Annotated in this window: 25 protein-coding genes; 3 read left to right on the top strand and 22 right to left on the bottom strand. The window is 68.7% G+C overall.

Translation table 11 applies throughout. From position 1 onward, the window contains the following. Positions 1 to 61 precede the first annotated feature (61 nt). Together ACFQ27_RS07960 and ACFQ27_RS07955 are read right to left on the bottom strand one after the other, a co-directional pair. On the bottom strand, positions 62 to 1,444 hold the full coding sequence (locus tag ACFQ27_RS07960; RefSeq protein ID WP_377353196.1) for an amidase family protein: 1,383 nt from the start codon (positions 1,442 to 1,444) through the stop codon (positions 62 to 64). Positions 1,445 to 1,534: 90 nt separating this feature from the next. Then, complete coding sequence (locus ACFQ27_RS07955; RefSeq protein ID WP_377353195.1) at positions 1,535 to 3,067, bottom strand: acyl-CoA carboxylase subunit beta; 1,533 nt, start codon at positions 3,065 to 3,067, stop codon at positions 1,535 to 1,537. A gap of 171 nt (positions 3,068 to 3,238) precedes the next feature. Between ACFQ27_RS07955 and yghU the strand changes: the two genes are divergently transcribed. Next, positions 3,239 to 4,114 carry a glutathione-dependent disulfide-bond oxidoreductase gene (yghU, locus tag ACFQ27_RS07950; RefSeq protein ID WP_377353194.1) on the top strand — a complete coding sequence of 292 codons (876 nt, stop codon included), beginning with the start codon at positions 3,239 to 3,241 and terminating at the stop codon, positions 4,112 to 4,114. A gap of 162 nt (positions 4,115 to 4,276) precedes the next feature. Here the strand turns inward: yghU and ACFQ27_RS07945 are convergent, their stop codons facing one another. Next, a complete protein-coding gene (locus tag ACFQ27_RS07945; RefSeq protein ID WP_374347446.1) occupies positions 4,277 to 5,002 on the bottom strand; it encodes an ATP12 family chaperone protein in 726 nt (241 codons plus the stop codon). Positions 5,003 to 5,084: 82 nt separating this feature from the next. Between ACFQ27_RS07945 and ACFQ27_RS07940 the strand changes: the two genes are divergently transcribed. Further along, entirely contained in the window at positions 5,085 to 6,494 is a 1,410-nt protein-coding gene (locus ACFQ27_RS07940) for a DUF1800 domain-containing protein (protein WP_377353193.1), read from the top strand. Beyond that, a complete protein-coding gene (locus ACFQ27_RS07935; RefSeq protein ID WP_377353192.1) occupies positions 6,491 to 7,675 on the top strand; it encodes a DUF1501 domain-containing protein in 1,185 nt (394 codons plus the stop codon). The genes ACFQ27_RS07940 and ACFQ27_RS07935 overlap by 4 nt, the downstream gene beginning before the upstream one ends. Before the next feature lie 3 nt (positions 7,676 to 7,678). On the opposite strand, the gene ACFQ27_RS07930 is transcribed toward ACFQ27_RS07935, so the two are convergent. From ACFQ27_RS07930 to secY, 19 genes are all read right to left on the bottom strand, one after another. After that, a complete protein-coding gene (locus ACFQ27_RS07930; RefSeq protein WP_374347452.1) occupies positions 7,679 to 8,668 on the bottom strand; it encodes an RluA family pseudouridine synthase in 990 nt (329 codons plus the stop codon). After that, positions 8,665 to 9,048, bottom strand: coding sequence for a fluoride efflux transporter CrcB (crcB, locus tag ACFQ27_RS07925; RefSeq protein ID WP_374347454.1), 384 nt, complete (start codon positions 9,046 to 9,048; stop codon positions 8,665 to 8,667). Before crcB ends, ACFQ27_RS07930 begins: the two co-directional genes overlap by 4 nt. A 208-nt stretch (positions 9,049 to 9,256) precedes the next feature. Then, a complete protein-coding gene (locus ACFQ27_RS07920; RefSeq protein WP_377353191.1) occupies positions 9,257 to 9,991 on the bottom strand; it encodes an RluA family pseudouridine synthase in 735 nt (244 codons plus the stop codon). A gap of 8 nt (positions 9,992 to 9,999) precedes the next feature. Further along, entirely contained in the window at positions 10,000 to 10,452 is a 453-nt protein-coding gene (locus tag ACFQ27_RS07915) for a hypothetical protein (RefSeq protein ID WP_377353190.1), read from the bottom strand. Between the two features lie 73 nt (positions 10,453 to 10,525). Beyond that, entirely contained in the window at positions 10,526 to 11,830 is a 1,305-nt protein-coding gene (locus ACFQ27_RS07910) for a replication-associated recombination protein A (protein WP_377353189.1), read from the bottom strand. Positions 11,831 to 11,862: 32 nt separating this feature from the next. Next, positions 11,863 to 13,281, bottom strand: coding sequence for a Do family serine endopeptidase (locus ACFQ27_RS07905; RefSeq protein ID WP_377353188.1), 1,419 nt, complete (start codon positions 13,279 to 13,281; stop codon positions 11,863 to 11,865). Positions 13,282 to 13,346: 65 nt separating this feature from the next. Next, on the bottom strand, positions 13,347 to 14,579 hold the full coding sequence (locus tag ACFQ27_RS07900) for an MFS transporter (protein ID WP_377353187.1): 1,233 nt from the start codon (positions 14,577 to 14,579) through the stop codon (positions 13,347 to 13,349). Between the two features lie 137 nt (positions 14,580 to 14,716). After that, on the bottom strand, positions 14,717 to 15,964 hold the full coding sequence (locus ACFQ27_RS07895; protein ID WP_374347463.1) for a TCR/Tet family MFS transporter: 1,248 nt from the start codon (positions 15,962 to 15,964) through the stop codon (positions 14,717 to 14,719). A 51-nt stretch (positions 15,965 to 16,015) separates the two neighbouring features. Then, complete coding sequence (locus ACFQ27_RS07890; protein ID WP_377353186.1) at positions 16,016 to 16,483, bottom strand: SRPBCC family protein; 468 nt, start codon at positions 16,481 to 16,483, stop codon at positions 16,016 to 16,018. Further along, a complete protein-coding gene (locus ACFQ27_RS07885; RefSeq protein ID WP_374347467.1) occupies positions 16,480 to 16,812 on the bottom strand; it encodes an ArsR/SmtB family transcription factor in 333 nt (110 codons plus the stop codon). Before ACFQ27_RS07885 ends, ACFQ27_RS07890 begins: the two co-directional genes overlap by 4 nt. Further along, positions 16,809 to 17,252 carry a VOC family protein gene (locus ACFQ27_RS07880; RefSeq protein ID WP_374347468.1) on the bottom strand — a complete coding sequence of 148 codons (444 nt, stop codon included), beginning with the start codon at positions 17,250 to 17,252 and terminating at the stop codon, positions 16,809 to 16,811. Before ACFQ27_RS07880 ends, ACFQ27_RS07885 begins: the two co-directional genes overlap by 4 nt. A gap of 9 nt (positions 17,253 to 17,261) precedes the next feature. After that, the gene (locus ACFQ27_RS07875) at positions 17,262 to 17,711 is read right to left on the bottom strand and encodes a VOC family protein (protein WP_377353185.1); all 450 of its coding nucleotides are present in this window, start codon (positions 17,709 to 17,711) and stop codon (positions 17,262 to 17,264) included. Positions 17,712 to 17,768: 57 nt separating this feature from the next. Then, entirely contained in the window at positions 17,769 to 18,980 is a 1,212-nt protein-coding gene (locus ACFQ27_RS07870; RefSeq protein ID WP_377353184.1) for an alkaline phosphatase family protein, read from the bottom strand. Positions 18,981 to 19,071: 91 nt separating this feature from the next. Further along, positions 19,072 to 19,488, bottom strand: coding sequence for a 50S ribosomal protein L17 (rplQ, locus tag ACFQ27_RS07865; RefSeq protein WP_374347474.1), 417 nt, complete (start codon positions 19,486 to 19,488; stop codon positions 19,072 to 19,074). Between the two features lie 179 nt (positions 19,489 to 19,667). Beyond that, positions 19,668 to 20,684: a DNA-directed RNA polymerase subunit alpha gene (locus tag ACFQ27_RS07860; protein ID WP_374347476.1), complete on the bottom strand. Its 1,017-nt coding sequence runs from the start codon at positions 20,682 to 20,684 to the stop codon at positions 19,668 to 19,670. A gap of 79 nt (positions 20,685 to 20,763) precedes the next feature. Next, positions 20,764 to 21,153, bottom strand: a complete 390-nt coding sequence (gene rpsK / locus ACFQ27_RS07855) for a 30S ribosomal protein S11 (protein ID WP_374347478.1) — start codon at positions 21,151 to 21,153, stop codon at positions 20,764 to 20,766. Positions 21,154 to 21,165: 12 nt separating this feature from the next. Then, on the bottom strand, positions 21,166 to 21,534 hold the full coding sequence (rpsM, locus tag ACFQ27_RS07850) for a 30S ribosomal protein S13 (protein ID WP_374347480.1): 369 nt from the start codon (positions 21,532 to 21,534) through the stop codon (positions 21,166 to 21,168). Between the two features lie 303 nt (positions 21,535 to 21,837). Continuing rightward, the gene (locus tag ACFQ27_RS07845; protein WP_374347481.1) at positions 21,838 to 22,407 is read right to left on the bottom strand and encodes an adenylate kinase; all 570 of its coding nucleotides are present in this window, start codon (positions 22,405 to 22,407) and stop codon (positions 21,838 to 21,840) included. Between the two features lie 80 nt (positions 22,408 to 22,487). Continuing rightward, positions 22,488 to 23,837, bottom strand: coding sequence for a preprotein translocase subunit SecY (secY, locus tag ACFQ27_RS07840; RefSeq protein WP_374347483.1), 1,350 nt, complete (start codon positions 23,835 to 23,837; stop codon positions 22,488 to 22,490). Positions 23,838 to 23,870 lie beyond the last annotated feature (33 nt).

Genomic DNA, 23,870 nt, shown 5'->3' with positions numbered 1-23,870 from the left:
GGATTGGATGCTGCTCTGAACAGGGCCGGGCCCGATCGGGTTCCTGTGGCGCAGGTTGCCCCTAGTAGCCCGGCGGGGCCTGGAAGCCGCCGAATTCGCGCTCCATCAGGCCGGCGAAGGCGATGGTGTTGCGGTCCTCCAGGTGGCCGCCGATGATCTGCACGCCGACCGGCAGGCCCTCCGCCGTGCGGCCCATGGGGGCGGCGGTGGCCGGCAGGTTGGCGAAGGTGGCCATGCCCGGCCAGGCGATCTGGGCGAAGTACGGCGCGGGCTGGCCGTTCACCGCCAGGATGCGGGCGCGGTTGTCGGGATTGTCCTCGTGCGGGAAGGCCGGCAGGCCGAAGACGGGGGCCAGGACCACGTCAAAGCGTTCGAACAGGGCCGCCCACTGGCGGCGCACCGCGACCTGGGCGTCCAGCAGGTCCATGAAGGCGTGGGCCGAGATCGCCTGGTCCGAGGGCGGGGCGCCCCGCGACATCACGCTGTTGAGCAGCCGCATATAGAGGCCGTGGGCGGCGGCGAGGTCGGGCAGCAGATCGGTCTCGAAGCTGACCTCGCAGCCGAGGTCGTCGAGATCGGTCGCCAGCTTGCGCAAAGGTCCGGCGACAGCCTCGTCCAGGCCGGCGAGCGGATGGCGGTCGATGATGAGGACGCGATAGTCGGCGAGGTTGGCATGGCGCGGGGCCGGCAGGTCGAGGCGATAACCCCTGGCCATGTCGCCGGCCGGGCCGGCGAGCACGCTCAAGCCGAGACCCAGGTCGCCGGCGGTGCGGGCCATGGGGCCGACGACGTTCAGGGGCACGCCGTCGCCGTCGGTTCCCGGCGGGGCATGGCCGCGCGGGGGGATCAGGTCGAAGGTCGGCTTATGGCCGTAAGTGCCGCAAAAGGCGGAGGGAATGCGGATCGAGCCGCCGATGTCTGAGCCGAACTCCAGCGGTACATAGCCGGCCGCCAGGGCCGCCGCCGAGCCGCCGGACGAGCCGCCAGGGCTGCGGCTGTTATCCCAGGGGTTCACGGTGCGGCCGTAGATCGGGTTGGTGCTCTGCCAGTCGGCCAGGAAGGGCGGCACATTGGTCTTGCCCAGGATCACCGCCCCGGCCGCCTTCAGCCGCGCGACACCGACAGAGTCTTCCGGCGCGATCCATTGGCCGAACGCCGGCGAGCCCCAGGTGGTGGGCAGGCCCTCGACATTGTGGGCTTCCTTGACCGTGATCGGCACGCCCAACAGAGGCGCCTTCTCCCCCCGGGCCAGCCGGGCGTCAGCGGCGCGGGCGGCGGCGAGCGCGCGGTCGAAGTCGCGCACCACCACGGCGTTCAGGGCGCCGTCGAACTTTTCGATGCGGGCGATGGCGGCGTTGACCAACTCCACCGAGCTGACCTGCCTGGCGGCCAGGTCGGCGGCCATATCGCGGGCGCTTGAGTAGGTGGAAAGCGTATCGGCCATGTCGGTCCTCCCTTATGCGGAGGACCAGACCAGAGGACTTCGCGCCGGTCCAGAGGCCGGGGCGAAGTCCGCAAGTTCAGAACACCATCCCTAGAGCGGGATGTTGTCGTGCTTCTTCCAGGGGTTGGTCAGTTGTTTTGACCGCAGGTTCTTCAGCGCCCGGGCGATGCGGCGGCGGGTGCCGTGGGGCATGATCACATCGTCGATGAAGCCGCGGCTGGCGGCCACGAACGGGTTGGCGAAGCGGTCCTTGTACTCGGCCTCGCGGGCGGCGATGGCCGCGACGTCGCCGATCTCGGAGCGGAAGATGATCTCCACCGCGCCCTTGGCGCCCATGACGGCGATTTCCGCCGAGGGCCAGGCGTAGTTCATGTCGCCGCGCAGGTGCTTGGAGCTCATGACGTCATAGGCGCCGCCATAGGCCTTGCGGGTGATGACGGTCACCTTCGGCACGGTGGCCTCGGCGTAGGCGAACAGCAACTTCGCGCCATGGCGGATCAGGCCGCCCTGCTCCTGCTTGGTGCCGGGCATGAAGCCGGGCACGTCGACGAAGGTCACCAGCGGGATCTCGAAGGCGTCGCAGAAGCGCACGAAGCGGGCCGCCTTGCGCGACGAATCGATGTCGAGCACGCCGGCCAGCACCTGGGGCTGGTTGGCGACGATGCCGACGGTCTGGCCGTCCACCCGGCCGAAGCCGACGATGATGTTCTTGGCGAAATCCGGAGAGACCTCGAAGAAGTCGGCCTCGTCCACGACCTTCAGGATCAGTTCCTTCATGTCGTAGGGCTTGTTCGGATTGGCCGGGACCAGGGTGTCGAGGCTGGGCTCGTCGCGGTTCGCGTCGTCGTAGGTTTCGCGGACCGGCGGCTTCTCGCGGTTGTTGAGCGGCAGGAAGTCGATCAGGCGGCGGACCTGGGTCAGGGCTTCCAGGTCGTTCTCGAAGGCGCCGTCGGCGACGCCGGACTTCATGGCGTGGACGCGGTAGCCGCCCAATTCCTCGTGGGTGACTTCCTCGTGGGTGACGGTCTTCACTACGTCCGGACCCGTCACGTACATGTACGAGGTGTCCTTCACCATGAAGATGAAGTCGGTGATGGCCGGCGAATAGACGTCGCCGCCGGCGCAGGGGCCCATGATCACGCTGATCTGCGGAATTACGCCCGAGGCCAGGGTGTTCTGCAGGAAGATGTCGGCATAGCCGGCCAGGCCGTCCACGCCCTCCTGGATGCGCGCGCCGCCGGCGTCGAAGAGGCCGATGATCGGGGCGCCGACCTTCAGGGCCTGCTGCTGCACCTTGACGATCTTCTGGGCGTGGGCGTTGGAAAGAGACCCGCCGAAGACCGTGAAATCCTTGGAGAAGACGAAGACCACACGGCCGTTGATGGTGCCCCAGCCGGTGACGACGCCGTCACCTGGCACCTTTTGCTCGGCCATACCGAAGTCCACGGCGCGGTGCTCGACGAACATGTCGAACTCTTCGAAGGAGCCTTCATCGAGCAGCAGGTCCAGGCGCTCGCGCGCGGTCAGCTTGCCCTTGGCGTGCTGGTTGGCGATCCGGCGTTCGCCGCCGCCCGCGCGGGCCTCGCCCCTGCGCCGTTCCAGCTCTTCGAGAATATGCTTCACGCCTCGGGCTCCCTTGAACTCACTCGCGAAACGCAAGCCGTAGTCGGGCTTGGCAGGGGTGGCAAGTTCACGGGACGTCACCGGAGGCGCGGATTTTGGGCTAGCCAAGCTCCCCTCCCCGCCCCACATGCTTTTCACCAAACATCAGAGACACGCCCCGGAGGAACGCCTATGGCCGACGCCACCTACACCCCGCCCAAGGTCTGGACCTGGAACAAGGAGAGCGGCGGCCGCTTCGCCAACATCAACCGACCTATCGCCGGGCCGACCCACGACAAGGACCTGCCGGTGGGCAAGCACCCGCTGCAGCTCTACTCCCTGGGCACGCCCAACGGGGTGAAGGTGACCATCATGCTGGAGGAACTGCTCCAGCTCGGCCACACGGGCGCGGAATACGACGCCTGGCTCGTCAACATCGGCGCGGGCGAGCAGTTCTCCAGCGGGTTTGTGGACGCCAATCCCAACTCCAAGATCCCGGCCATGGTCGACCACAGCGGACCCAAGCCGATCCGCATCTTCGAATCCGGCGCGATCCTGGTGCACCTGGCCGAGAAGTTCGGCGCCTTCCTGCCCACCGACCCGGCGCAGCGGGCCGAGGTGATGTCCTGGCTGTTCTGGCAGGTGGGCTCGGCGCCCTTCCTGGGCGGCGGGTTCGGCCACTTCTACGCCTATGCCCCGCTCAAGATCGAATACGCCATCGACCGCTACGCCATGGAGGTGAAGCGCCAGATGGATGTGCTGGACCGCCAGCTGGCCAACAACCGCTATGTGGCCGGCGACGAGTACACCATCGCCGACATGGCCATCTGGCCCTGGTACGGCGGCATGTCCAAGGGCCTGCTCTATGAGGGCGGCGAGTTCCTGCAGGTGCACGAATACAAGAACGTCATCCGCTGGACCGACGAACTGGCCGAGCGTCCGGGCGTGAGGCGCGGCCGCATGGTCAACCGCGCCCAGGGCGACCCGGCCAGCCAGCTGCGCGAACGCCACGACGCCAGCGACTTCGACCTGCGCACCCAGGACAAGCTGGACGCGGCGAAGGGGTAGGCTAACACCCGCTCACCCCGACGATTGCCGGGGTCCAGATGAAAAGGCTCCACGGGTCCGGAAACGGCGCTCGCGGGGCCTTTTTCATGTGCGGCGCTTTACGACCTGGATCCCGGCATTCGCCGGGATGAGCGGATGATGGGATGACGGCGGGGCGCGGGTTTACTTCAGCGCCTTGAACCACCGCTCCAGCATGCGCGCCTCGAGCTTGAGGTTGGCGGCGCGTTCGGCGGCTTCTTCGTCGACGCCCCACTGTTCCTCCTGGAAGGTCTCGTCCAGGCGCGAGAGCTCCATGGCCTGGTCGCCGCTGATCCAGCCGCGCTGCAGGGCGAAGGCGAGCACCGTGGAGCCCAGGAGCGGGGCGCCGAAGGCCAGGCCCGCCAGTTCGAAATCATTGAGCTCCAGGGCCAGAGACTTCACTCGGGCCAGGGTCTCGGCCGGCTGCTCCTGATGCTGGATGCCCGAGGTGCGCAGGAAGACCAGGCCGATCTCCTCGCGGGCGCGGTCCAGCATCGGTCCCCAGTGATTTTCATGCCGTTCGACCAGGGCGGCGGGGCTGTCGGCGAAATAGCAGAGCAGGTCCGAGCCGGCGTACTGAGCGATCTGGTCGGCGACCGCCTCCCGGGCCGGCGGGATCGCCTCGACGGCGGTGAAGGCCAGGCGGGTGACGTGCATGGCCGCCATCTCGATATGCTCGCCCTGGCCCGCCCACTCCTCAGCGCACATCTCCGCGATGGCGCGGGTCGGCGCCATCAGCTTGCCGCCGCGCGGCGAGCGCAGGACGCGACCGTCCAGGGTGACCTCGAAGCCGTCGTCGCAGGCGCGGACCTCGACGGTCTTGTAGAAGCGGCGGGGCTTCTCGCCCGGCTCCTTGAACCCCTTGGCCATCTTTTCTCCAAACTCCCGACGGAACTCATCCAACGGCCCGTGCAAATGAGGGCTGGGCGGAAAATTCGCAAGGAGCCGATTGATGGCGGACCGGGACCTGGAGGCTGCGATCGCGGCGACACGGTTCGGATTGGGCGCCCGGCCGGGCGAGATCGCCGCCGCCCGCAGCGATCCCCGCGGTTTCCTCAAGGCCCAGATCCGGCGCGAGGGCGCTGACCAGCCCCAGCCCCGGGCCGACGCCACCCAGGCGCGGATCATCGCCTATCGGGACCTGGGGCGGCAGCGGCGGCAGGCCAAACAGGCGGGCGACGCCGAGGCCGCGGATCCGGTCCAGCAGGTCCAGAAGCTGTTGCGCCAGGAGACGGGGGGTGACTTCGCGGCCCGTGCACGACTGGCCGCCTTGACCGAAGCCGGGTTCCGGGAGCGTTGGACCCTGTTCTGGGCCAACCACTTCACCGTCAGCGCCGCCAAGGCGGCGACCGCGCCCCTGGTCGGCCCCTTTGAGGAGGAGGCCATCCGGCCCAACATCTTTGGCCGTTTCGCCGACCTGCTGGGGGCGGCGGAAACCCACCCGGCCATGCTGCTCTATCTGGACCAGGCCAGCTCGATCGGTCCCGGCAGCCGGGCCGCGCAGTATCTTGGCGGACGCAGGCGCGGGGTCGGGGCCCAAAAACCCAACCGCCCCAGGGGCCTTAATGAGAACCTGGCCCGCGAGATTCTCGAACTGCACACCGTGGGCGTTGAGGGTGGCTACAGCCAGGCCGACGTGACCGAGTTCGCCCGGGCGCTCACCGGCCTGTCGGTGGGCGGCGAGCGGGACGGCGACCAGCTGGGCGAGGCGGTGTTCCGCGAAATGGCCCACGAACCCGGGCCCCGGACCGTGATGGGCGTCCGCTATGCGGCGGGCGGCCGCGACCAGGTGGCCGCCATCCTCAGCGATCTGGCCGCCAGGCCTCAGACGGCGCGTTTTGTCTGCGGCAAGATCGCCCGGCATTTCGTCTCCGACACCCCGCCCCCTACCCTGACCGAGCGCCTGGAGCGGACCTGGATGGCGAGCGGCGGGGACCTGGCCGCTGTGGCCGCAACCCTGGTCGACAGTCCTGAGGCCTGGGACGCCACCCCGGCCAAGTTCAAGACGCCGTATGAGTTCCTGATCTCCAGCTGGCGGGCGGCCGGCGGCGCGCCCCGCGACGTCACCGTCCTCGCCCCGGTGCTGAACGGCCTGGGCCAGAAGCCCTTTGGCGCGCCCTCGCCCAAGGGGTGGCCGGAAGACGCCGCGGTCTGGGCGGCCCCGGACGCTGTGGTCAAGCGGATGGCCTGGGCCCACGCCTTCGCCGCCCGCGCCACCGCGGATCGCGATCCGGGAGACCTGGCCGCCCAGGCCCTGGGCGGGCGCCTACGTCCCCAAACAGCGACGGCCATCGCCCGCGCCGAAAGTCGGGCGGAGGGCTTCGCCCTTCTGCTCATGTCCCCGGAGTTCCAACGCCGATGACCCCGTCCCGCCGCACCGTCCTGGCCGCCGGCTTCGGCCTGTCCCTGCACTTCGCCGCCCTTCCCGCCCTGGCGGCAGCGGATCGACGCAAGCTGGTGATGGTCATCTGCCGGGGCGGCCTCGACGGCCTGTCCCTGGCCCCGCCGGTGGGCGATCCGGACTACGCCGCCCTGCGCGGGGCGTTTGGCTTCGAGTCCACGGCCCTGAAGCTCGACGACCGTTTCGCCCTGCACCCGGCCCTGGCGAGCGTCCACGCCCTGGCCCGATCAGGCCAGGCGCGCCTGGTCCCGGCGGTGGCGACGCCCGACCGCGCCCGGTCACACTTCGAGGCCCAGGACGTTCTGGAGAGCGGCGGCGCCGTCGTCTACGGGACCGTCTCGGGCTGGCTGAACCGGGCCGTGGGGGTGCTGGCCGCTCGCGCGCCGGTCAGCGCGCTGTCCGTGGGGCCGACGGCGCCCCTGGTCCTGCGGGGGCCGGCGCCGGCCGCCTCCTGGACGCCAGGCTTCGCGGTGGACAGCACCGCGCGCCTGCCGACCCTGCTGCAGGATCTCTACAAGGATGACCCGCTGTTGGGGCCCGCCCTAGCCCAGGGACTGGCCACCGAGGACATGGCCCGGGCCGCGATGGCCGACGAGGCGATGGCGCCCACATCCCCCGGCGGCGGGGCCAAGGCCGGGGTGGAGAGCGCGCGCCGACTGGGTCAGACCACCGCCGGCCTGATGCGCGAGGCCGGTGGACCGCGCATCGTCGCCCTCAGCCTGGATGGTTTCGACACCCATGCCAACCAGCCGGCTCAGCTGGCCCCCAGGCTGGCCGGGTTGGACGCCCTGCTGGACGGGCTGCACGAGGGGCTGGCGGAGGACTGGCGCGACACGGTGGTGGTGGTGGTCACCGAGTTCGGCCGCACGGCCCGGATCAACGGCACCGGCGGAACGGACCACGGCACAGCCTCGACCGCCCTGGTGCTGGGCGGCGGCCTCAAGGGCGGCGGGATCATCGGCGACTGGCCGGGGCTCAGGACCGCCGCCCTGTTCGAGAACCGTGACCTCGCCCCCACCCTCGACATGCGCAGCCTGTTCAAGGGCGTCCTGGCCGACCAATTCGGTCTGGAGCGCGCGGTGCTGGACACCACGGTCTTTCCCGACAGTGCTGGGGCCAGGCTTCTGACGGGCCTGACCTGACCCCTAGCGCCGCTTGCGGCCGAAGGGCTCGGGATCGGCTTCATGTTCCTCGAAGCCGAAGCGGGCGAAGCCGGCCTTCATTTCAGGGCTGAGCGGGGCCTCGATGATCAGCGTCCCGCGGCTGGGATGCGGGATCTCCAGGCGCCGCGCATGCAGCTGCAGCTTCAGGTCGCCCGAGATCTCCCGCGAGGGGTCGGTGGCGTATTTCGGGTCGCCCAGGATCGGGTGGCCCATGGCCAGCATGTGGGCCCGCAGCTGGTGGGTCCGGCCGGTGTGCGGGCGCAGCGCCATCCAGGCGACCTTACGGCCGGCGGTGGAGAGCATGACGAACTCGGTCTGGGCGGGCTCGGCGTCCGGGTCCTTGGGCTCGGCCGGCACCACCATCTCGCGGTCGCCGACGCCCTTCTTCACCAGGGGCAGCTCCAGCACGCCCTCGGACGGCTTGGGGTGGCCGAGCACCAGGGCCCAGTAGGTCTTCTGCGCCTTACGGCGGGCGAAGGCGCCCGCGAGCTTGGCCGCCGCGCCGGGGGTCTTGCCCAGCACCAGAACGCCGGAGGTGTCGCGGTCCAGGCGGTGGACCAGGCGCGGGCGCTCCAACCCCTCGCCCCAGGCCGACAACAGCCGGTCGATATGCTTGGTGGTCTTGGTGCCGCCCTGAACGGCCAGGCCGCTGGGCTTGTTCAGGGCCAGGACCTCGTCGTCCTCATAGAGCACCAGCGAGCGGGCATAGGCGACGTCGCGGGAATTGAGACCGGGTTTCGGCGCGCCCTCGCCCTTGGGCGGCGCGTCCGGCAGGGGCGGCACGCGCACCTGGGCGCCGGCGGCCAGCCGGGTGTCGGACTTCACCCGGCCGCCGTCGACGCGGATCTGGCCCGAGCGGGTGAGCTTCTGGATCTGGATGTGGGACAGGTGCGGCCAGCGGCGCTTGAACCAGCGGTCCAGGCGGACGCCGTCCTCGCCGGAATCCACGTAGAGGGTACGGACTTCCTTCATGCGAACACCTTGCGCGCCAGGATGAGGCCCACGAACAGGGCGCCGATGGACAGGACCACCGAAGCGGTGGCGTAGGCGAAGGCGTTGGCCCAGGCCTTGCGCTCGATCATCAGGGCCGTCTCCAGCGAGAAGGCCGAGAAGGTGGTGAAGCCCCCCAGAACACCGACGCCCAGCAACAGGCGCCAACGTTCCTGGTCGGCCCCGCCCTTCAGCGCCAGCACGCCGGCCAGGAGGCCCATGCAGAGCCCGCCGATCAGGTTGGCGGCGAAGGTGCCATAGGGCCAGCCGGAGCCGAACCAACGCAGGGCCTGTCCGCCCAGGGCGTAGCGCGCCATCGCGCCTGTCGCCCCGCCGACGGCCACCAGCAGATACTTGTCCATGCGCCCTTATGCGCCGGGACCCGCGATCCGCAAAGGCCTGGGCGTCTTACGTCCTCACACCCTTCTCACCCACGTCATCCTCCGGGCCTTGCGCGAGCAAGGATCCGGGGGACCCAAGCTGAGTTGCAGGACCGGATAGGCCGATTGGGTCCCCCGGATCGCCCTTTCGGGCGACCGGAGGATGACGGGGTGTGGGGCGGGCGAGGGTTCAGATGAGCCCCAGCTTTTCCACCAGCCCGGCCATGTCCGCGGGCAACGGCGCTTCGAGGCGCTTCCGGCCACCCTCAGGGTGGGGGAATTCCAGGGCGATGGCGTGGAGCATCAGGCGGGGGATGGGCTGGCCCGAGACCGCCAGCGCCCCGCCGTAGCGGACGTCGCCGGCGATGGGGCGACCGATGTGGGCCAGGTGGACGCGCAGCTGGTGCATGCGGCCGGTCTCCGGCGACAGCTCGACCAGGGCGCAGCCGGGGGCGGACTTCAAGGTGCGGTACCGCGACAGGGCGGCCTCGGCGTCCGGATGGTCCGGCGCGCAGACGCGCATATAGGCCTCGCGGCCCTGCTCCTCCCGACGTAGAGGGACGTCGATCCTGCCGACCGGCGGTTCAGGGGCCGAGGGCGTGATGATGGCCTGGTAGGTCTTGGAAAACTTCCGCGCCATCATGGCCTTGCCGAGGAAACTTGCGGCGGGCTGGGTCTTGGCGGTGAGGATCACGCCGGAGGTGTCGCGGTCCAGGCGATGGATCAGGCGCGGACGCGCCTTGCCCGGCTTTGCAAACGCCCAGAGCAGTTCGTCCAGGGTGTTCACCTGCCCCCGCCCGCCCTGGCTGGACAGACCTGCGGGCTTGGCCAGGGCCAGGATGTGCGGGTCCTCATAGATCACCAGGCTGCGGACCAGGGCGATCTCGTCGGCCGAGAGTTGGACGGGCTTGAGAGGCTTCTTCACGCCGCCATTTAGCGGAGGAGCCCCTGCTTCGTCACCCTGGCGGCGTACCAGACAAAAATCAGGCAGCCGGCGAGGATTACGGCGTTCATGATCACGCCCGTCTGCCCCATGATCTCGCCGCCCTTGGACATGAGGTGCGTGTAGACCAAGGAGAGGACCAGCCCAGCCAGCGAGGCGGTGAACGCGTGCAGGGCCCAGCGCGACCGGGCGAAGAGCAGACCCGAACCAGCGACGGCGCCCCAGACGCCCAGGGCCCATACGGCGGTGGTCCAAGTGGGCATGCTGTGGAAGTAGGCGATCTGGTCAGGCCGCATGCCGGCCGCCTGCAGGTAGGCGTCCCCCTTCAGCTGGGTCATTGTGTAGTCGTAGGCGCCAAACGCATTCCAGGCCGCCGACAAGGCGGCGACAAGCCAGAACCACCAGGGGGCGCGGGGGCCCCTCGTCTCGACCGCTTCGGTCATGACAGCTCCTCCCCAGGACTATGTCAGGGGAAGGCTAGGCTCAAAGTGGGCGTGATAACAATGGTCTTGGAGCTCAGCGACCCCGCCGCTCGCGCAGCTCGGCCCAGCGGTCGAGGCGATCCTTGATGCGAGCTTCCACACCGTCGCCCTTGGGATCATAGAACTTTTTCCGGCCCATGCCGTCCGGGAAATAGTTCTGGCCGGAGAAGCCCTCGGGGGCGTCGTGGTCGTAGGCGTAGCCCTTGCCGTAGCCGAGATCCTTCATCAGCCGGGTCGGCGCGTTGAGGATATGGGCCGGCGGGCTGAGCGACCCGGTCTCCCTGGCCGCCTTCATCGCCGCCTTGTAGGCCACATAGACGGCGTTGGACTTGGGCGCGGCGGCCAGGTGGACGACCAGCTGCGCGAGCGCGATCTCGCCCTCGGGGCTGCCCAGGAAGTCGTAGGTGTCCTTGGCGGCGTTGGCGAGCACCAGGGCCATGGGATCAGCCTCGCCGATGTCCTCGGCGGCGGCGCGGATCAGGCGACGAGCGATGAACAGCGGGTCCTCGCCCCCGTCCAGCATGCGGCAAAGCCAATAGAGCGCGGCGTCGGGGTCCGAGCCGCGGATCGACTTATGCAGGGCCGAGATCAGGTTGTAGTGGCCCTCGCGATCCTTGTCGTAGGCTGGGCTGCGCTTCTGCAGGACCTGGCCCAGCTCCTTGGTGTCCAGGGGCTTGGCCGAGCCGATGTTGAACAGGGTCTCGGCCAGGGTCAGCAGGTAGCGGCCATCGCCGTCGGCCAGGGCCACCAGGGCGTGGCGGGCGTTCGCGTCCAGCGGCAGGGCGCGCCCCTCGGCGGCTTCGGCCTTGGCCAGCAGACTGGTCAGGGCGTCTTCGTCCAGGCGCTTGAGGACAAAGACCTGGCAGCGGGACAGGAGCGCCCCGTTCAGTTCGAAGGACGGGTTCTCGGTGGTTGCGCCCACCAGGGTGACGATCCCCTCCTCCACGAAGGGCAGGAAGCCGTCCTGCTGGGCGCGGTTGAAGCGGTGGATCTCGTCGACAAACAGCAGGGTCGACTGGCCGGCGGCGCGACGGGCGCGGGCCTGTTCGAAGGCCTTCTTCAGGTCGGCGACGCCGGAAAAGACCGCCGAGAGCTGCATGAACTCATAGCCCGCCGCCTTGGCCAGCAGGCGAGCGATGGTGGTCTTGCCGGTGCCCGGCGGCCCCCAGAGGATCATGGAGGACAGGCGCCGCGCCTGGGCCATGCGGCCGATGGCGCCGTCGGGACCGAGCAGGTGATCCTGGCCCACCACCTCGGCGAGGGTCTGGGGGCGCAGGCGTTCAGCCAGCGGCGACGGCGCGTGCGGGGTCAGCCCGGCGGCTTCGAAGAGGTCGGCCATGGGGCGGGTTTAGCAGGTCCCCGCCCCAGGCGTCAGGTGCGGAAGTTGCCGGTGATCTCCTGGCCGTCGCGGATAATCGTCACCTGCCAGGCGCCGCCGCCCTGCCCCAGCACGCCGGCCAGTTCGCCCACCGTGCCGATGTCGCGGCCGTTGACGCGCTTGATCACGTCGCCGGGCCGCAGGCCGGCGTTCATGGCGAAGCCCCGGCCAATCTTCAGCACCATGACGCCGCGGGCGGCGAAGGCGTCGATACCCAGCTCGTCAGCCACGGCCGGCGAGACATTGACCACGGTCGCGCCGTCGAAGGGGTTGCGGCCGGAGAGCAGGCGTTCGTCCCGAGCCGGCGTGGCCGGCGGCGGCTCGGCCCGCAGGGACAGGGTCTGTTCAGCGCCGTTGTCGCGGCGCACGCCCAGCTTCAGCACCTGGCCCGGACGCGCGGAGCCGACGGCGTAGCTGATGGCGGCGGCGTCGACGGCGGGCTTGCCATCCACGCTCAGGATCACGTCGCCCTGGCGCAGGCCAGCGCGCTGGGCCGGGCCGTTCGGCCAGATGTCGGCGACGAGCGCGCCCTGGGGCGCGGCGAGGCCGAGGCTGCGAGCGATGTCCGGGGTGACGGTCTGGGTGCGGGCGCCGAGCCAGGGGCGGACCAGGGCATGGCCGCCGCCGGCCGCCGTCTCGACAATGCGCCGGACCATGGCCGCGGGGATGGCGAAGCCGACCCCGGCCGAGGAGCCCGACCGCGACAGGATGAAGGAGTTCACCCCGATCAGGTCGCCGTCCATGTCCACGAGGGCGCCGCCGGAATTTCCCGGATTGATGGCCGCGTCGGTCTGGATATAGGCGTTGCCGGCGTCGCCGTTCGGATCGGTCGAACGATTGAGGGCCGAGATGATGCCGTTGGTCACGGTCTGGCCGACGCCAAAGGGGTCGCCGATGGCCAGCACCAGGTCGCCGACCTGGGCCTCGCCGGAATCGTCGATGGCCAGGGTGGGCAGGCGTTCGGCGCCGACGTCGATCTTCAGGACCGCCAGGTCGGTGCGCGGATCGGCCAGCAGCACCTTGGCGGGGAATTCGCGGCGGTCATTGAGACCGACGGTGATCTCCTGGCCGTTCTCGACCACGTGGTTGTTGGTGACGATGACCCCGTCGGCGCGGACGATGACGCCCGAGCCCAGGGAGCCCTCTACCCGCTCGCGCGGAGCGCCCATACCGAAGAACTGCCAGAAGGGGTCCACCTGAGCGCGGACCACGCGCTTGGCCGAGATGTTGACCACGGCGGGGGCGGCCTTCTTCACCACGGGGGCGAAGGACACCTTCATGGTGGCGGCGTCGCCGGGGGCGGCCCGGGTGGGCTGGGCGAGCGGCGGGATCTGGGCGCTGGACTTGGACAGCGGGTCGGAACAGGCCCCCAACAGGGCCAGGACGGGGATCAGGACGCGAAGGGCGCGCATGGAGTCTCCAGACGGCATGAGCTTACGGACTCTGACGAGGTTTCAGGCGCAAAGATGGCGAGGATTTAGGGCTTTGGGGCGGCCTTCGGAACCCCGCGCCAGGTCAAGAGCACGGCGATGCCGCTCAGCACCCCGCCGAACACCATGGTGATCCCCGACCAGGCCGGCGAATGGCCAAGGCCGATGGCCCAGGCGAAGACCTGGGTGAAGGCGATGGGGCCGAAGAGGCCCGACAGGCTGCCGATGGCCCCGTTGGCGCCCTGCAGCCGGCCCTGCTCGTCCGGATCGACGCGCTCGGTCATCAGGGTCTGCAGGGCGGGACCGGCGATATTGCCGAAGGCGATGGGCAGGTTGGCGATCCAGAACATCCAGCCCACGGGCGCCAAGCCGGCGGCCAGGAAGCCCACCGTCTGGGCCGCCAGGCCGACGATGACGGCGCGCCGCTCGCCCCAGCGCTTGGCGATGCGGCCGGCCAGCTGGCTCTGAACGACAATGTTGATGGCCGCCAGCACGCTCCAGAAGACGCCCAGGGTCAGGGGCGACCAGCCGTAGCGCTGGGCGGTGTAGAGGACGAAGACGCCGTACATGGCGTGCGCCGCGAACCACAGCAGCAGCAGGACGGCGGCCAGGACCGGCAGGCCCGGCCGGGTCAACAGGCCCATCGCCGCCACCGGATTGGCCCGGCGCAGGCTCAAGGGCGCGCGGCGCTCCCGCGGCAGGGATTCCGGCAGGACGAAGACGCCGTAGAGGCCGTTCAGCAGGGCGCAGACCGCTCCGGCCCAGAAGGGCGCCCGCGGATCAATCCCGCCCAACAGGCCGCCCAGGGCCGGACCCAGGATGACGCCGGTCCAGGCCGCGGCGTTCAGCCAGCCATAGGAGCCGGCCCGTTCATCCGGCGGGGTTATGTCGGCCACATAGGCCATGGCCGCGGCCTGGGCCCCCGCCGTCAGGCCGCAGAGGATGCGGCCGACCAAGAGCCAGCCGATGCTGGGGGCGAGCGCCATGACCACCATGTCGAACGCCAGGCCGAACACCGAGATCAGAATCACCGGCCGGCGCCCGAACCGGTCCGACAGCATGCCAATCACGGGGGCGGCCACGAACTGGGCCAGGGACCAGGCGGCGACCAGCACCCCCACCCAACGGGCGGCGGCGGCGCGGTCGTGCGCGGCCAGGTCCTCGACCAGGCGGGGCAGCACAGGGAACACCATGCTGTGCGACACGACGTCGAGACAGATGGTGACCGCGATAAACGGAAGGGCGGCGCGACGGGCGGGCGCGGCGGAGGTCAGGGACATCGGGAGAGCTCAGACAGAGTCGTGGACGTATGTCGCAGCGCCATCGGGCGGCGACGTTGCTTCAGCGCCTAGCGGCGGTTGTCCGTGATCCCTGCCATGACACGATCCTAGACAGTTCCCTTCAGGCTGCAAGCCCCTCAGGCCGCAACCGCAGCGACCTCTGCGGGCCGTCCGACCTTGAGCGCCAGCACCAGGGCCAGGCCGAGCAGGCTGGAAGCCACCAGGATCGCGAGGCCCGGCATGTGCAAGGTGCGGTCGTTGTGCACCGACCAGGCGAAGATGGTGCCGTAGATGATCGGCCCCAGGACCGAGGCGATGCCCTGCAGGCCCTGGTTCGCGCCCTGCAGGCGGCCCTGTTCGTTGGGCTGGACCCGGCGGGTCATCAGCCCTTGCAGGCCCGGCTGGACGAAGTTGGCGAAGGCGAACACCGGGGCCGAGGCCAGGTACATCCAGCCCTGCGACGAGACCGCGTAGAGGAAGAAGCCGAGGCAGCCGGCGGCGCAGCCCAGCAACAGCGCGCCGCGCTCGCCGATCCGCGACACGACGGGGCCGACAAGGGCCAGCTGCACGATCAGGCCCAGCACCCCGGTGGCGGCCATGGTCAGGCCGATGGTGGCTGGGCTCCAGCCATAGCGGTAGCCGGAATAGAGCACGAAGATCGCCGGCAGCACGGTGTGGGCCAGCTGAAACAGGAAGCCGACCCCGGCCAGGCCCAGGAGCTGGCCGTGGTTCTTCAGGAAGCCGAGGGAGCCAATCGGGTTGGCGCGCTTCCAGTCGAAGGCGCTGACCCGGCGCTCCGGCGGCAGGGACTCCGGCAGGACGAAGAAGCCGTAGAGCAGGTTGGCGCCCGTGATCGCCCCGGCCACCAGGAAGGGCAGTCGAAGGTCGATGCCGGCGAGCGCGCCGCCGAAGGCCGGGCCGACCAGGAAGCCGAAGGAGAAGGCCGAGCCCATGATGCCGAAGGTCTTGGCCCGGTTCTGCGGCTCGGTGACGTCGGCCACATAGGCGTTGGCGGTCGAGAAGCTGGCGGCGGTGATCCCATTGATCACCCGTCCCACGAACAGCCAGGCGAGGTTGGGCGCAAAGGCCATGACCAGGAAGTCGATGGCCAGGCCAGCCAGGGAGATCAGCAGCACGGGCCGACGGCCGAACCGGTCGGACATCATGCCCAGGATCGGCCCGCAGAACAGCTGCATCAGGCCCCAGGTCGCGCCGAACACCGCGTTCCAGTTCGAGGCCGCCGCCGTGTCGCCGCCGGTGAAGCTCTTGATCAGGTTGGGCAGCACCGGGATCATGATTCCGAAAGAGACCGAGTTCATCAGCGCCACGGCGAAGATGAAGCCGAAAGCGGCGTTGCGCCCCTTGGGCGCGGGCTGGTCGGTCATGTCGGCGTCTCCCCCCAGGGACAATCGGTCAGTTGGTATGGATGGGCAAGCCTAGGCCAGGCCAGATCCCATTCCCGTCAGCAGATCCCGCCACCATTCGGCCAGGCGCATGAGCAGCAGTTGGTCGGGGAAGCCATGGCGGGCCACATGGTCGGCTGGAACCTGGTCGAAGCCGCGATGCTCGACACTGACCCTTGTCTCCTCCCCCACCGCCTCGAAGCGAACCTCAACCTCTGTGAGAAGATCCGCCGGGAAGGTCGCCTGGCGCCAGGAGAACACCAGGCGCGCCGGTGGCTCCCAGGCCAGGATCCTGCCGATCTCGAACACCTTGCCATTAGCCAGGGTCTCGGTCAGGCGACCGCCCTCCCCCGGCTCAAAGGCCAGGACGCCAGGCGCGCGCGGCGTGGTCTGGAACAGCGCATTGGGCCGCCACCAGGCGCCGATGTCGGCCGTGAACACCTGGAAGGCGCGCTCGGGCGTCGCCTTCACACGCAGGGCGACATAGACCTTGGAGGTCACGCCTGCCCCTCGATGTGGGCCTTGAAGGCCGCGAGCTGTTCGCTCCACAACCGTTCGGCCTCTTCCAACCAGCGCATCAGGTCGATCATCGGCTGCGGCCTCAGGGCGTAGATGCGCACCCGCGCATCGAATTCGGGATGGGTCTCGTCCACCAGGCCGCTCGCCTTCAGCGCCTTCAGGTGCCGGCTCATGGCCGGCGGCGGCAGGCCGAGCTCGCGCGCCAGCTCCCCGGCCGGACGCGGGCCACGGGCCAGCAAGTCCACCACCTGGCGCCGATGCGGATCGGCCAGGGCCGCCAGGGTGCGGTCGATGGCGAGGGCCGCGCTCATTGCCAGCCGGTGATCTTCAGGCCGGTGGCGGCCTCGGCCTCTTCGCGGCTCACGGTGGCGACGGTCTGGCCAATGGTCCAGATGTGGCCCTCTGGGTCGCGGCAGCGATAGGTGCGATCGCCATAGAACTGGGTGGTCGGCGGCTCGATGATCTGGGCGCCGTGCTCATGCGCGCGGGCGCAGTGGGCGTCGATGTCGGTGTCGATCTGGATATGGACGGTCTGGCTGTTGATCCCCCCGAGCGAGGCCGGGCTCTGGTGGAAGGCGGACCATTCGCCGCCGACCATGATGGTCCCATCGCCGAGGGTGAGCTGGGAGTGGGCGACATTGCCCTCGGCGTCCTCCAGCAGCATGGCGAGCTCGAAGCCGAGCGCCGATTCCAGCCAGGCGATGGCGGCCTTGGGGTTCTTGTAGAACAGGGCGGAGCGCAGGGTGGGCATGGCGGGGTCCTAGAGGCTGGTGGTGATGGCGTGGCCGGTGGCGGCGGCCATCTCGTCCACGGTCAGTTGGGTCAGGGTCTGGCCGAAGGACCAGGGATGATCTTCAAGGTCGAGGCAGGTGTAGACCCGGTCCCCATAGGCCTGGGTCTCCGGCTCGCGGCCGATGCGGGCCCCTGCAGCGCGGGCCCGGGCGCAGTGCGCATCCAGGTCGGTGGTCAGCTGGACGTGGATCGACTGGCTGGCGCGGCCACCGAACGCGACGGGGCTGAAGCTGGGCGCGCGGGGCGGGCCCATGACCATGATCAGCCCGCCCTCCAGCTTCAGCTCTGAATGCATCATGCCGCCCTGGCCGTCGTCGACCACCAGCAGGGTTTCGAAGCCGAAGGCCTTTTCCAGCCAGGCGATGGCCGCGCGAGGGTCCTGATACCAGAGCCCAGGTGTGATCGTCGGACGGCCCATCAGGAGGGCTCCATTAGTTTTCATTGCATATAATATTTTCGCCTTCTGATAATTATGTCAAGGCGCGAGCGCAGGGACCAGCGGCCCGAGGGTTCCGTCGTTCGGCTGCGGCGTCACGCCAATCAGCCTGGCCAGCAGCGGATAGACGTCCACATTGTCGAAGACCGGCAGGACGACGCCCGGCTTGAAGGCTGGGCCCGCGGCGACGAAGACCGCGGCCATGGCCGGGTCATAGGGATCAAAGCCGTGTGCCCCCCGATTGGTCATGGGCCAACGGGCGTTGCGGGCGTGGGTCGAGAGCATCCAGCCGGTGTCGGCCAGGCAGACGATGGCCGGGATCCGGGGATGGGCGCCGAAGCGCATTCGCTTGGGCAGGCCGGACTTTCGCCAGCAGGTCATATGGTCATGGCGGCCCAGCAGAGCGGCCTCCACCTGCCGTTTGCGGCCGGGCTCGGGATAGAGCCCCGCCCCCGCCCCGAACGTCACCACGCGGATCGCCTCGGCCGGGACCAGATCATCCAGGTAGACGATGCGGTCACGGGAGACGCCGGCCATGCCGTGGTCGGCGACGACGACGAGGTTCGCATCAACGCCGCGTCCCCGCAGCTCCGCATCCAGGCGGCCGATCTGGGTGTCGATCCGGCGGGTCGCGACGCGACGCTCAGAACTGTCCGGCCCGAAATAGTGACCGACGGTGTCCACGTCGTCGAAATAGAGCGTGAGAAAGGTCGGCGGTTCGGGCGCGGCGAGCCAGGCCAGCACCTGGTCCACCCGCGCCGAAGCCAGCACGTTCTTGTCGTAGGGGCGCCAGGCCGAAGGACGAACGCCCCGGATCGGCAGGTCCGAGCCCGGCCAGAACATGGTGGCGGTGCGCACGCCGGCGCGTTCCGCCGTCACCCACAGGGGCTCGCCGCCATCCCACCAGAAGGGATCACCTGAGATCGCCTTGGCGCCCATGGTGAAGGTCTGCCCCGGGCGATCGGCGTCCTCCATCACATTGTCGACCACCCCGTGATGGTCGGGCCTAAGCCCGGTGACCAGGGTGTAGTGGTTGGGGAAGGTCAGGGATGGAAACGAGGGCCGCATCCCTTGCGCCCGCGCGCCACGCGCCGCCAGCGCGCTGAGGTTCGGCGCATCCTCGGGGTTCAGATAGTCAGCGCGGAAGCCGTCGACGCCGATCAGGATCGTGACAGGCCGCTCGCCCGCCCAGGCCAGGCCGGCGACGCTGAACAACAGGAGGCTAAGGACCGCAGTGAGCAGGTTGCGCATGCGCCGAGCCTAGCCCAGCGCGGTGACGGTCCGGATACGAAAAAGGCCCCGGAGGTCATCCGGGGCCTTTGAACGCTTCGAGCCTGTCGGCTTATTCGTCGGCGAAGGCCGAGACCTGGACCGGACCGGAGTCCTTGCCCTTTTCAGCCGGATCGCGATCCACGAACTCGATCACGGCGACCGGGGCGTTGTCGCCATAGCGGAAGCCGGCCTTCAGGACGCGGGTGTAGCCACCGTTGCGGCCCTTGTAGCGCGGACCGAGGACGGCGAAGAGCTTGCCGACCTGTTCGACGTCGCGGACCTGGCTGATGGCCTGACGGCGGGCGTGCAGATCGCCGCGCTTGGCCAGGGTGATCAGCTTCTCGACCACGGGACGCAGTTCCTTGGCCTTCGGCAGGGTGGTGACGATCTGCTCGTGCTTGATCAGGCTCGCGGCCATGTTGGCGAACATGGCGGTGCGGTGGGCGGTCGTACGACCAAGCTTGCGGTGGGCTTTACCGTGACGCATTTCAAAACTCCTGGGCCGCTCGGACCCGTTGGAAGCGCCCTTCGGACGCCCTCTTCCTGATCAATCCCAGCCTGCTCCCCGCCTGGGTCAACACGATGCGCCGGAGCCCTCCACCGCTGGTGCGGCTTCGACGGGCCCGGACCGCCCGAAAGCGGCCCTGGGGCTGGCGCTAAACCAGATTACATCTGGTCTTCGAACTTCTTGGCCAGTTCCTCGATGTTTTCCGGCGGCCAATTCGGCACGTCCATGCCGAGATGCAGGTTCATGCCCGCGAGCACTTCCTTGATCTCGTTCAGCGACTTGCGGCCGAAGTTCGGAGTGCGGAGCATTTCCGCCTCGGTCTTCTGGATCAGGTCGCCGATGTAGACGATGTTGTCGTTCTTCAGGCAGTTCGCCGAACGGACCGAGAGCTCGAGCTCGTCGACCTTCTTCAGCAGCGCCGGGTTGAACGGCAGTTCCGGCTTGGACTCGCCCTCGACCTTCTTCTTCGGCTCTTCGAAGGTGATGAAGATCTGCAGCTGGTCCTGGAGGATGCGGGCCGCATAGGCGACGGCGTCCACGGGGGACACGGCGCCGTTGGTTTCCACTTCCATGATCAGCTTGTCGTAGTCGAGGCTCTGGCCCTGGCGGGTGGGCTCGACGCGATAGGCGACGCGCTTGACCGGGGAGAAGAGGCTGTCGACGGCGATCAGGCCGATCGGGGCGTCTTCCGGACGGTTGTGCTCGGCCGGGACGTAGCCCTTGCCGTTCTGCACGGTGAACTCCATGCGCACGGTGGCGCCGTCATCCAGGGTGCAGAGCACGTGGTCGGGGTTCAGAATGTCGATGTCGGCGCCGGCGTCGATCTGACCGGCGGTCACGGCGCCAGGGCCGGTCGCGCGCAGGGTCATGCGCTTCGGACCTTCGGAATGCATCCGAAGGGCCATCTGCTTGATGTTCAGCACGATGTCGACGACGTCCTCACGGACGCCTTCAAGCGACGAGAACTCGTGGACGACGCCGTCGATCTGCACCGCCGTCACGGCGGCGCCTTGCAGCGACGAGAGCAGCACACGGCGCAGGCTGTTGCCCAGCGTCACGCCAAAGCCACGTTCGAGCGGCTCGGCGATGATGCGGGCCTTGCGGCTGGCATCGACGCCGGTCTCGATCACGGGCTTCTCGGGACGGGTGAGCTCGTTCCAGTTTCTTTCGATCACGGATGGATGTCCCTCGAACGCAGGATCGCCGGACGCGTCTTACGCGGTCCGGCGCCGGGAAATAGCAGTACTTCGGTACTCAGACGCGCCGACGCTTGGGCGGACGGCAACCGTTATGCGGAATCGGGGTCACGTCCCGGATGGTGGTGATGGTCATGCCCACCGCCTGCAGGGCGCGCAGAGCCGACTCACGACCCGAACCCGGACCGGAAACGTTGACTTCCAGCGTCTTCACACCGTGCTCGGCGGCCTTCTTGCCGGCGTCCTCGGCCGCCATCTGGGCGGCGTACGGGGTCGACTTGCGCGAGCCCTTGAAGCCCATCATGCCGGCGGAGGACCAAGAGATGGTGTTCCCTTGGGCGTCGGTGATGGTGATCATGGTGTTGTTGAACGAGGCGTTCACGTGCGCCACGCCCGAGGTGATGTTCTTGCGTTCGCGACGTTTGACGCGAGCCGGTTCCTTGGCCATCGGTAAGCTCTCTTACTTCTTCTTGCCGGCGATCGGCTTCGCAGGCCCCTTGCGGGTGCGCGCGTTCGTGTGGGTGCGCTGACCGCGGACCGGCAGGCCCTTGCGGTGACGCAGGCCGCGATAGCAGGCCAGGTCCATAAGGCGCTTGATGTTGACCGCGGTCTCGCGGCGCAGGTCGCCTTCCACCGTGTAGTCACGGTCGATGGCTTCACGGATCTGGAGCACTTCAGCGTCGGTCAGCTGGTTGACGCGGCGCGCGTCGTCAATGCCAACCTTATCCACGATCTCCCGGGCTTTCGCCTGGCCGATGCCATGGATGTACTGAAGCGCGATGACCACGCGCTTGTTCGTGGGGATGTTTACGCCGGCAATACGGGCCACGTCGGGTCTTCTCCTGGTCACGCAGAGATGCGCGAAAAACGCCCCGGCCCCGGTGTCCCTCTCGGGAAGGCCAGCGCATCCTTCGCGCGTTTCGCGGAAGCGGCCCGTTATAGGGATCGTTACGCTTCCGTCAATGGCCGCAGTAACGAATTTTCACCCCTTGCGGGAGCCTTTTGGGCCCCGCGTCGGGAAACTCGTCACACCGACCGCTCAAGTCCGGATCCCCCGGCCTCAAACGAGGCTGAAAGATCCTTGAAAGTGCCTCCGCCGCCCGGTTGGACGACGAAACAGCCCCCTGCCCTATTACGGGAGGCTGTTCAGCGCCGAATCGATTCCGGTGGCCACCGCGTCGATGGTCCCCATGCCGTCCAGCTCAACCAGCTTTCCCTGGCCCTGGTAGTAGGGCAGCAGGGGCGCGGTCTGTTCGTTGTACGCGGCGAGCCTCACCTTGAAGCTCTCCGGATTGTCGTCAGGGCGGCCCGACTCCGCGAACCGGCCGGCCACCCGGGTCAGCAGCGCGTCGTCGTCCACCTTCAGGCGCAGCACCACGTCGATCTTCGCGCCGCGGCCGGCCAGCATCTTGTCCAGGGCTTCCGCCTGGGCGAGCGTGCGGGGGAACCCGTCGAAGATCGCGCCGCCGGCCGCTTCGGCCTCGGGCAGACGCTCCTCGATCAGGGCGATGACGATCTCGTCCGTGACCAGCTCACCGCGCTGCATGACGCCCTCGACGCGCTTGCCGAGCTCGGAGCCCGAGGCGATCGCGGCGCGCAGCATGTCGCCGGTGGACAGCTGAACCATCTTGCGGGTCTCGACCAGGCGCTTGGCCTGGGTGCCCTTACCGGCGGCCGGCGGTCCGAACAGGATCAAATTCATCTAGCTATTCCTCCCCGCCGGCCGTCCCCACGGCCGGTTTAAATGGCGTCGATCAATAAGCGTCTGGGCGCTTTGAAATATCAGCGCCCGCGGCCCCCGCGCAGCTTCGACTTCTTGATGAGGCCTTCGTACTGGTGGGCCAGAAGGTGGGACTGGATCTGCGTGACGGTGTCCATGGTGACGCTGACCACGATCAGGATCGAGGTGCCGCCCAGATAGAAGGGCGCCTTGAACGCGCTGATGAAGATCTCAGGCACCAGGCAGACGAGCGTGATGTAGGCGGCGCCGATCACGGTCAGGCGGGTCAGCACGAAGTCGAGATACTCCGCCGTGCGCTTGCCCGGACGGATGCCCGGCAGGAAGCCGCCATACTTGCGCAGGTTCTCGGCGGTCTCCTCCGGATTGAAGACGACCGAGGTGTAGAAGAAGCAGAAGAAGATGATCAGGGCGGCGTACAGCACCATGAACAGGGGCTGGCCATGCTGGAGCTGGCCCACCGCGCCCGGCAGCCATTGCAGCCAGCCCGGCAAGTCCGCCGTGGCCAGGAAGCTCATCGCCGTCGCCGGCAGCAGCAGCAGGGACGAGGCGAAGATCGGCGGGATCACGCCCGAGGTGTTCACCTTGAGCGGCAGGAACGAGGTGTCGCCGCCGAACATGCGGTTCCCCTGCTGGCGCTTGGGATACTGAACCAGCAGGCGGCGCTGCGAGCGTTCCATGAACACGATGGCCAAGATGGCGGCGACGGCCACCACCAGGATCGCAAGGCCGCCGAAGGTCGACATCTGGCCGGTCCGCATGACCGTCAGGAGCTGCCACACACCCGTCGGCAGGTTGGCGACGATGCCGGCGAAGATCAGCAGGGACACGCCGTTGCCGACGCCGCGGCTGGTGATCTGCTCGCCCAGCCACATCAGGAACATGGTGCCGCCGGTCAGGGTGATGACGGTGGAGGCCAGGAAGAACGGCCCGGGGTTGATCACCAGGCCCGGGCTCGACTGCAGGCCCGCGGCGATCGCGAACGCCTGCAGCACGGCCAGGACGACCGTCAGGTAGCGGGTGTACTGGTTGAGGGTCTTGCGACCCGCCTCCCCGCCTTCCTTGCGCATCTTCTCCCACGGCGGATAGACCGTGCCGAGCAGCTGGACAATGATCGAGGCCGAGATGTAGGGGCCGACGTTCAGGGCGAAGATCGCCATCCGCTGGACGGCGCCGCCGGAGAACATGTTGAACATGCCCAGGAGGCCGCCGGACTGGCTCTCGAAGGTCCGCCGGAAGGCTTCCAGGTCGATCCCCGGGATCGGGATGTAGGTCCCGAGCCGATAGACGATCAACGCCAGCAGCGTGAACCAGATGCGCTTGTGCAGCTCCGTCGCCTTCTGAAAGGCGCCGAAGTTCATATTTGCGGCGAGCTGTTCTGCGGCCGAAGCCATGCAAGTCCCCGAGCTTTAAGACGGATCGTACAT

Origin of the sequence: Phenylobacterium conjunctum, assembly GCF_042679085.1 — a bacterium.
GTDB classification, from domain to species: domain Bacteria; phylum Pseudomonadota; class Alphaproteobacteria; order Caulobacterales; family Caulobacteraceae; genus Phenylobacterium; species Phenylobacterium conjunctum.
This window is presented reverse-complemented; position numbering and strand designations above follow the sequence as displayed.

Coding starts and splice junctions, on each gene's coding strand:
- ACFQ27_RS07960 (WP_377353196.1), bottom strand. CDS start 1,444: ATGGCCGATACGCTTTCCACCTACTCAAGCGCCCGCGATATGGCCGCC.
- yghU (WP_377353194.1), top strand. CDS start 3,239: ATGGCCGACGCCACCTACACCCCGCCCAAGGTCTGGACCTGGAACAAG.
- ACFQ27_RS07945 (WP_374347446.1), bottom strand. CDS start 5,002: ATGGCCAAGGGGTTCAAGGAGCCGGGCGAGAAGCCCCGCCGCTTCTAC.
- ACFQ27_RS07940 (WP_377353193.1), top strand. CDS start 5,085: ATGGCGGACCGGGACCTGGAGGCTGCGATCGCGGCGACACGGTTCGGA.
- ACFQ27_RS07935 (WP_377353192.1), top strand. CDS start 6,491: ATGACCCCGTCCCGCCGCACCGTCCTGGCCGCCGGCTTCGGCCTGTCC.
- ACFQ27_RS07930 (WP_374347452.1), bottom strand. CDS start 8,668: ATGAAGGAAGTCCGTACCCTCTACGTGGATTCCGGCGAGGACGGCGTC.
- crcB (WP_374347454.1), bottom strand. CDS start 9,048: ATGGACAAGTATCTGCTGGTGGCCGTCGGCGGGGCGACAGGCGCGATG.
- ACFQ27_RS07915 (WP_377353190.1), bottom strand. CDS start 10,452: ATGACCGAAGCGGTCGAGACGAGGGGCCCCCGCGCCCCCTGGTGGTTC.
- ACFQ27_RS07910 (WP_377353189.1), bottom strand. CDS start 11,830: ATGGCCGACCTCTTCGAAGCCGCCGGGCTGACCCCGCACGCGCCGTCG.
- ACFQ27_RS07905 (WP_377353188.1), bottom strand. CDS start 13,281: ATGCGCGCCCTTCGCGTCCTGATCCCCGTCCTGGCCCTGTTGGGGGCC.
- ACFQ27_RS07900 (WP_377353187.1), bottom strand. CDS start 14,579: ATGTCCCTGACCTCCGCCGCGCCCGCCCGTCGCGCCGCCCTTCCGTTT.
- ACFQ27_RS07895 (WP_374347463.1), bottom strand. CDS start 15,964: ATGACCGACCAGCCCGCGCCCAAGGGGCGCAACGCCGCTTTCGGCTTC.
- ACFQ27_RS07885 (WP_374347467.1), bottom strand. CDS start 16,812: ATGAGCGCGGCCCTCGCCATCGACCGCACCCTGGCGGCCCTGGCCGAT.
- ACFQ27_RS07880 (WP_374347468.1), bottom strand. CDS start 17,252: ATGCCCACCCTGCGCTCCGCCCTGTTCTACAAGAACCCCAAGGCCGCC.
- ACFQ27_RS07875 (WP_377353185.1), bottom strand. CDS start 17,711: ATGGGCCGTCCGACGATCACACCTGGGCTCTGGTATCAGGACCCTCGC.
- ACFQ27_RS07870 (WP_377353184.1), bottom strand. CDS start 18,980: ATGCGCAACCTGCTCACTGCGGTCCTTAGCCTCCTGTTGTTCAGCGTC.
- rplQ (WP_374347474.1), bottom strand. CDS start 19,488: ATGCGTCACGGTAAAGCCCACCGCAAGCTTGGTCGTACGACCGCCCAC.
- rpsK (WP_374347478.1), bottom strand. CDS start 21,153: ATGGCCAAGGAACCGGCTCGCGTCAAACGTCGCGAACGCAAGAACATC.
- ACFQ27_RS07845 (WP_374347481.1), bottom strand. CDS start 22,407: ATGAATTTGATCCTGTTCGGACCGCCGGCCGCCGGTAAGGGCACCCAG.
- secY (WP_374347483.1), bottom strand. CDS start 23,837: ATGGCTTCGGCCGCAGAACAGCTCGCCGCAAATATGAACTTCGGCGCC.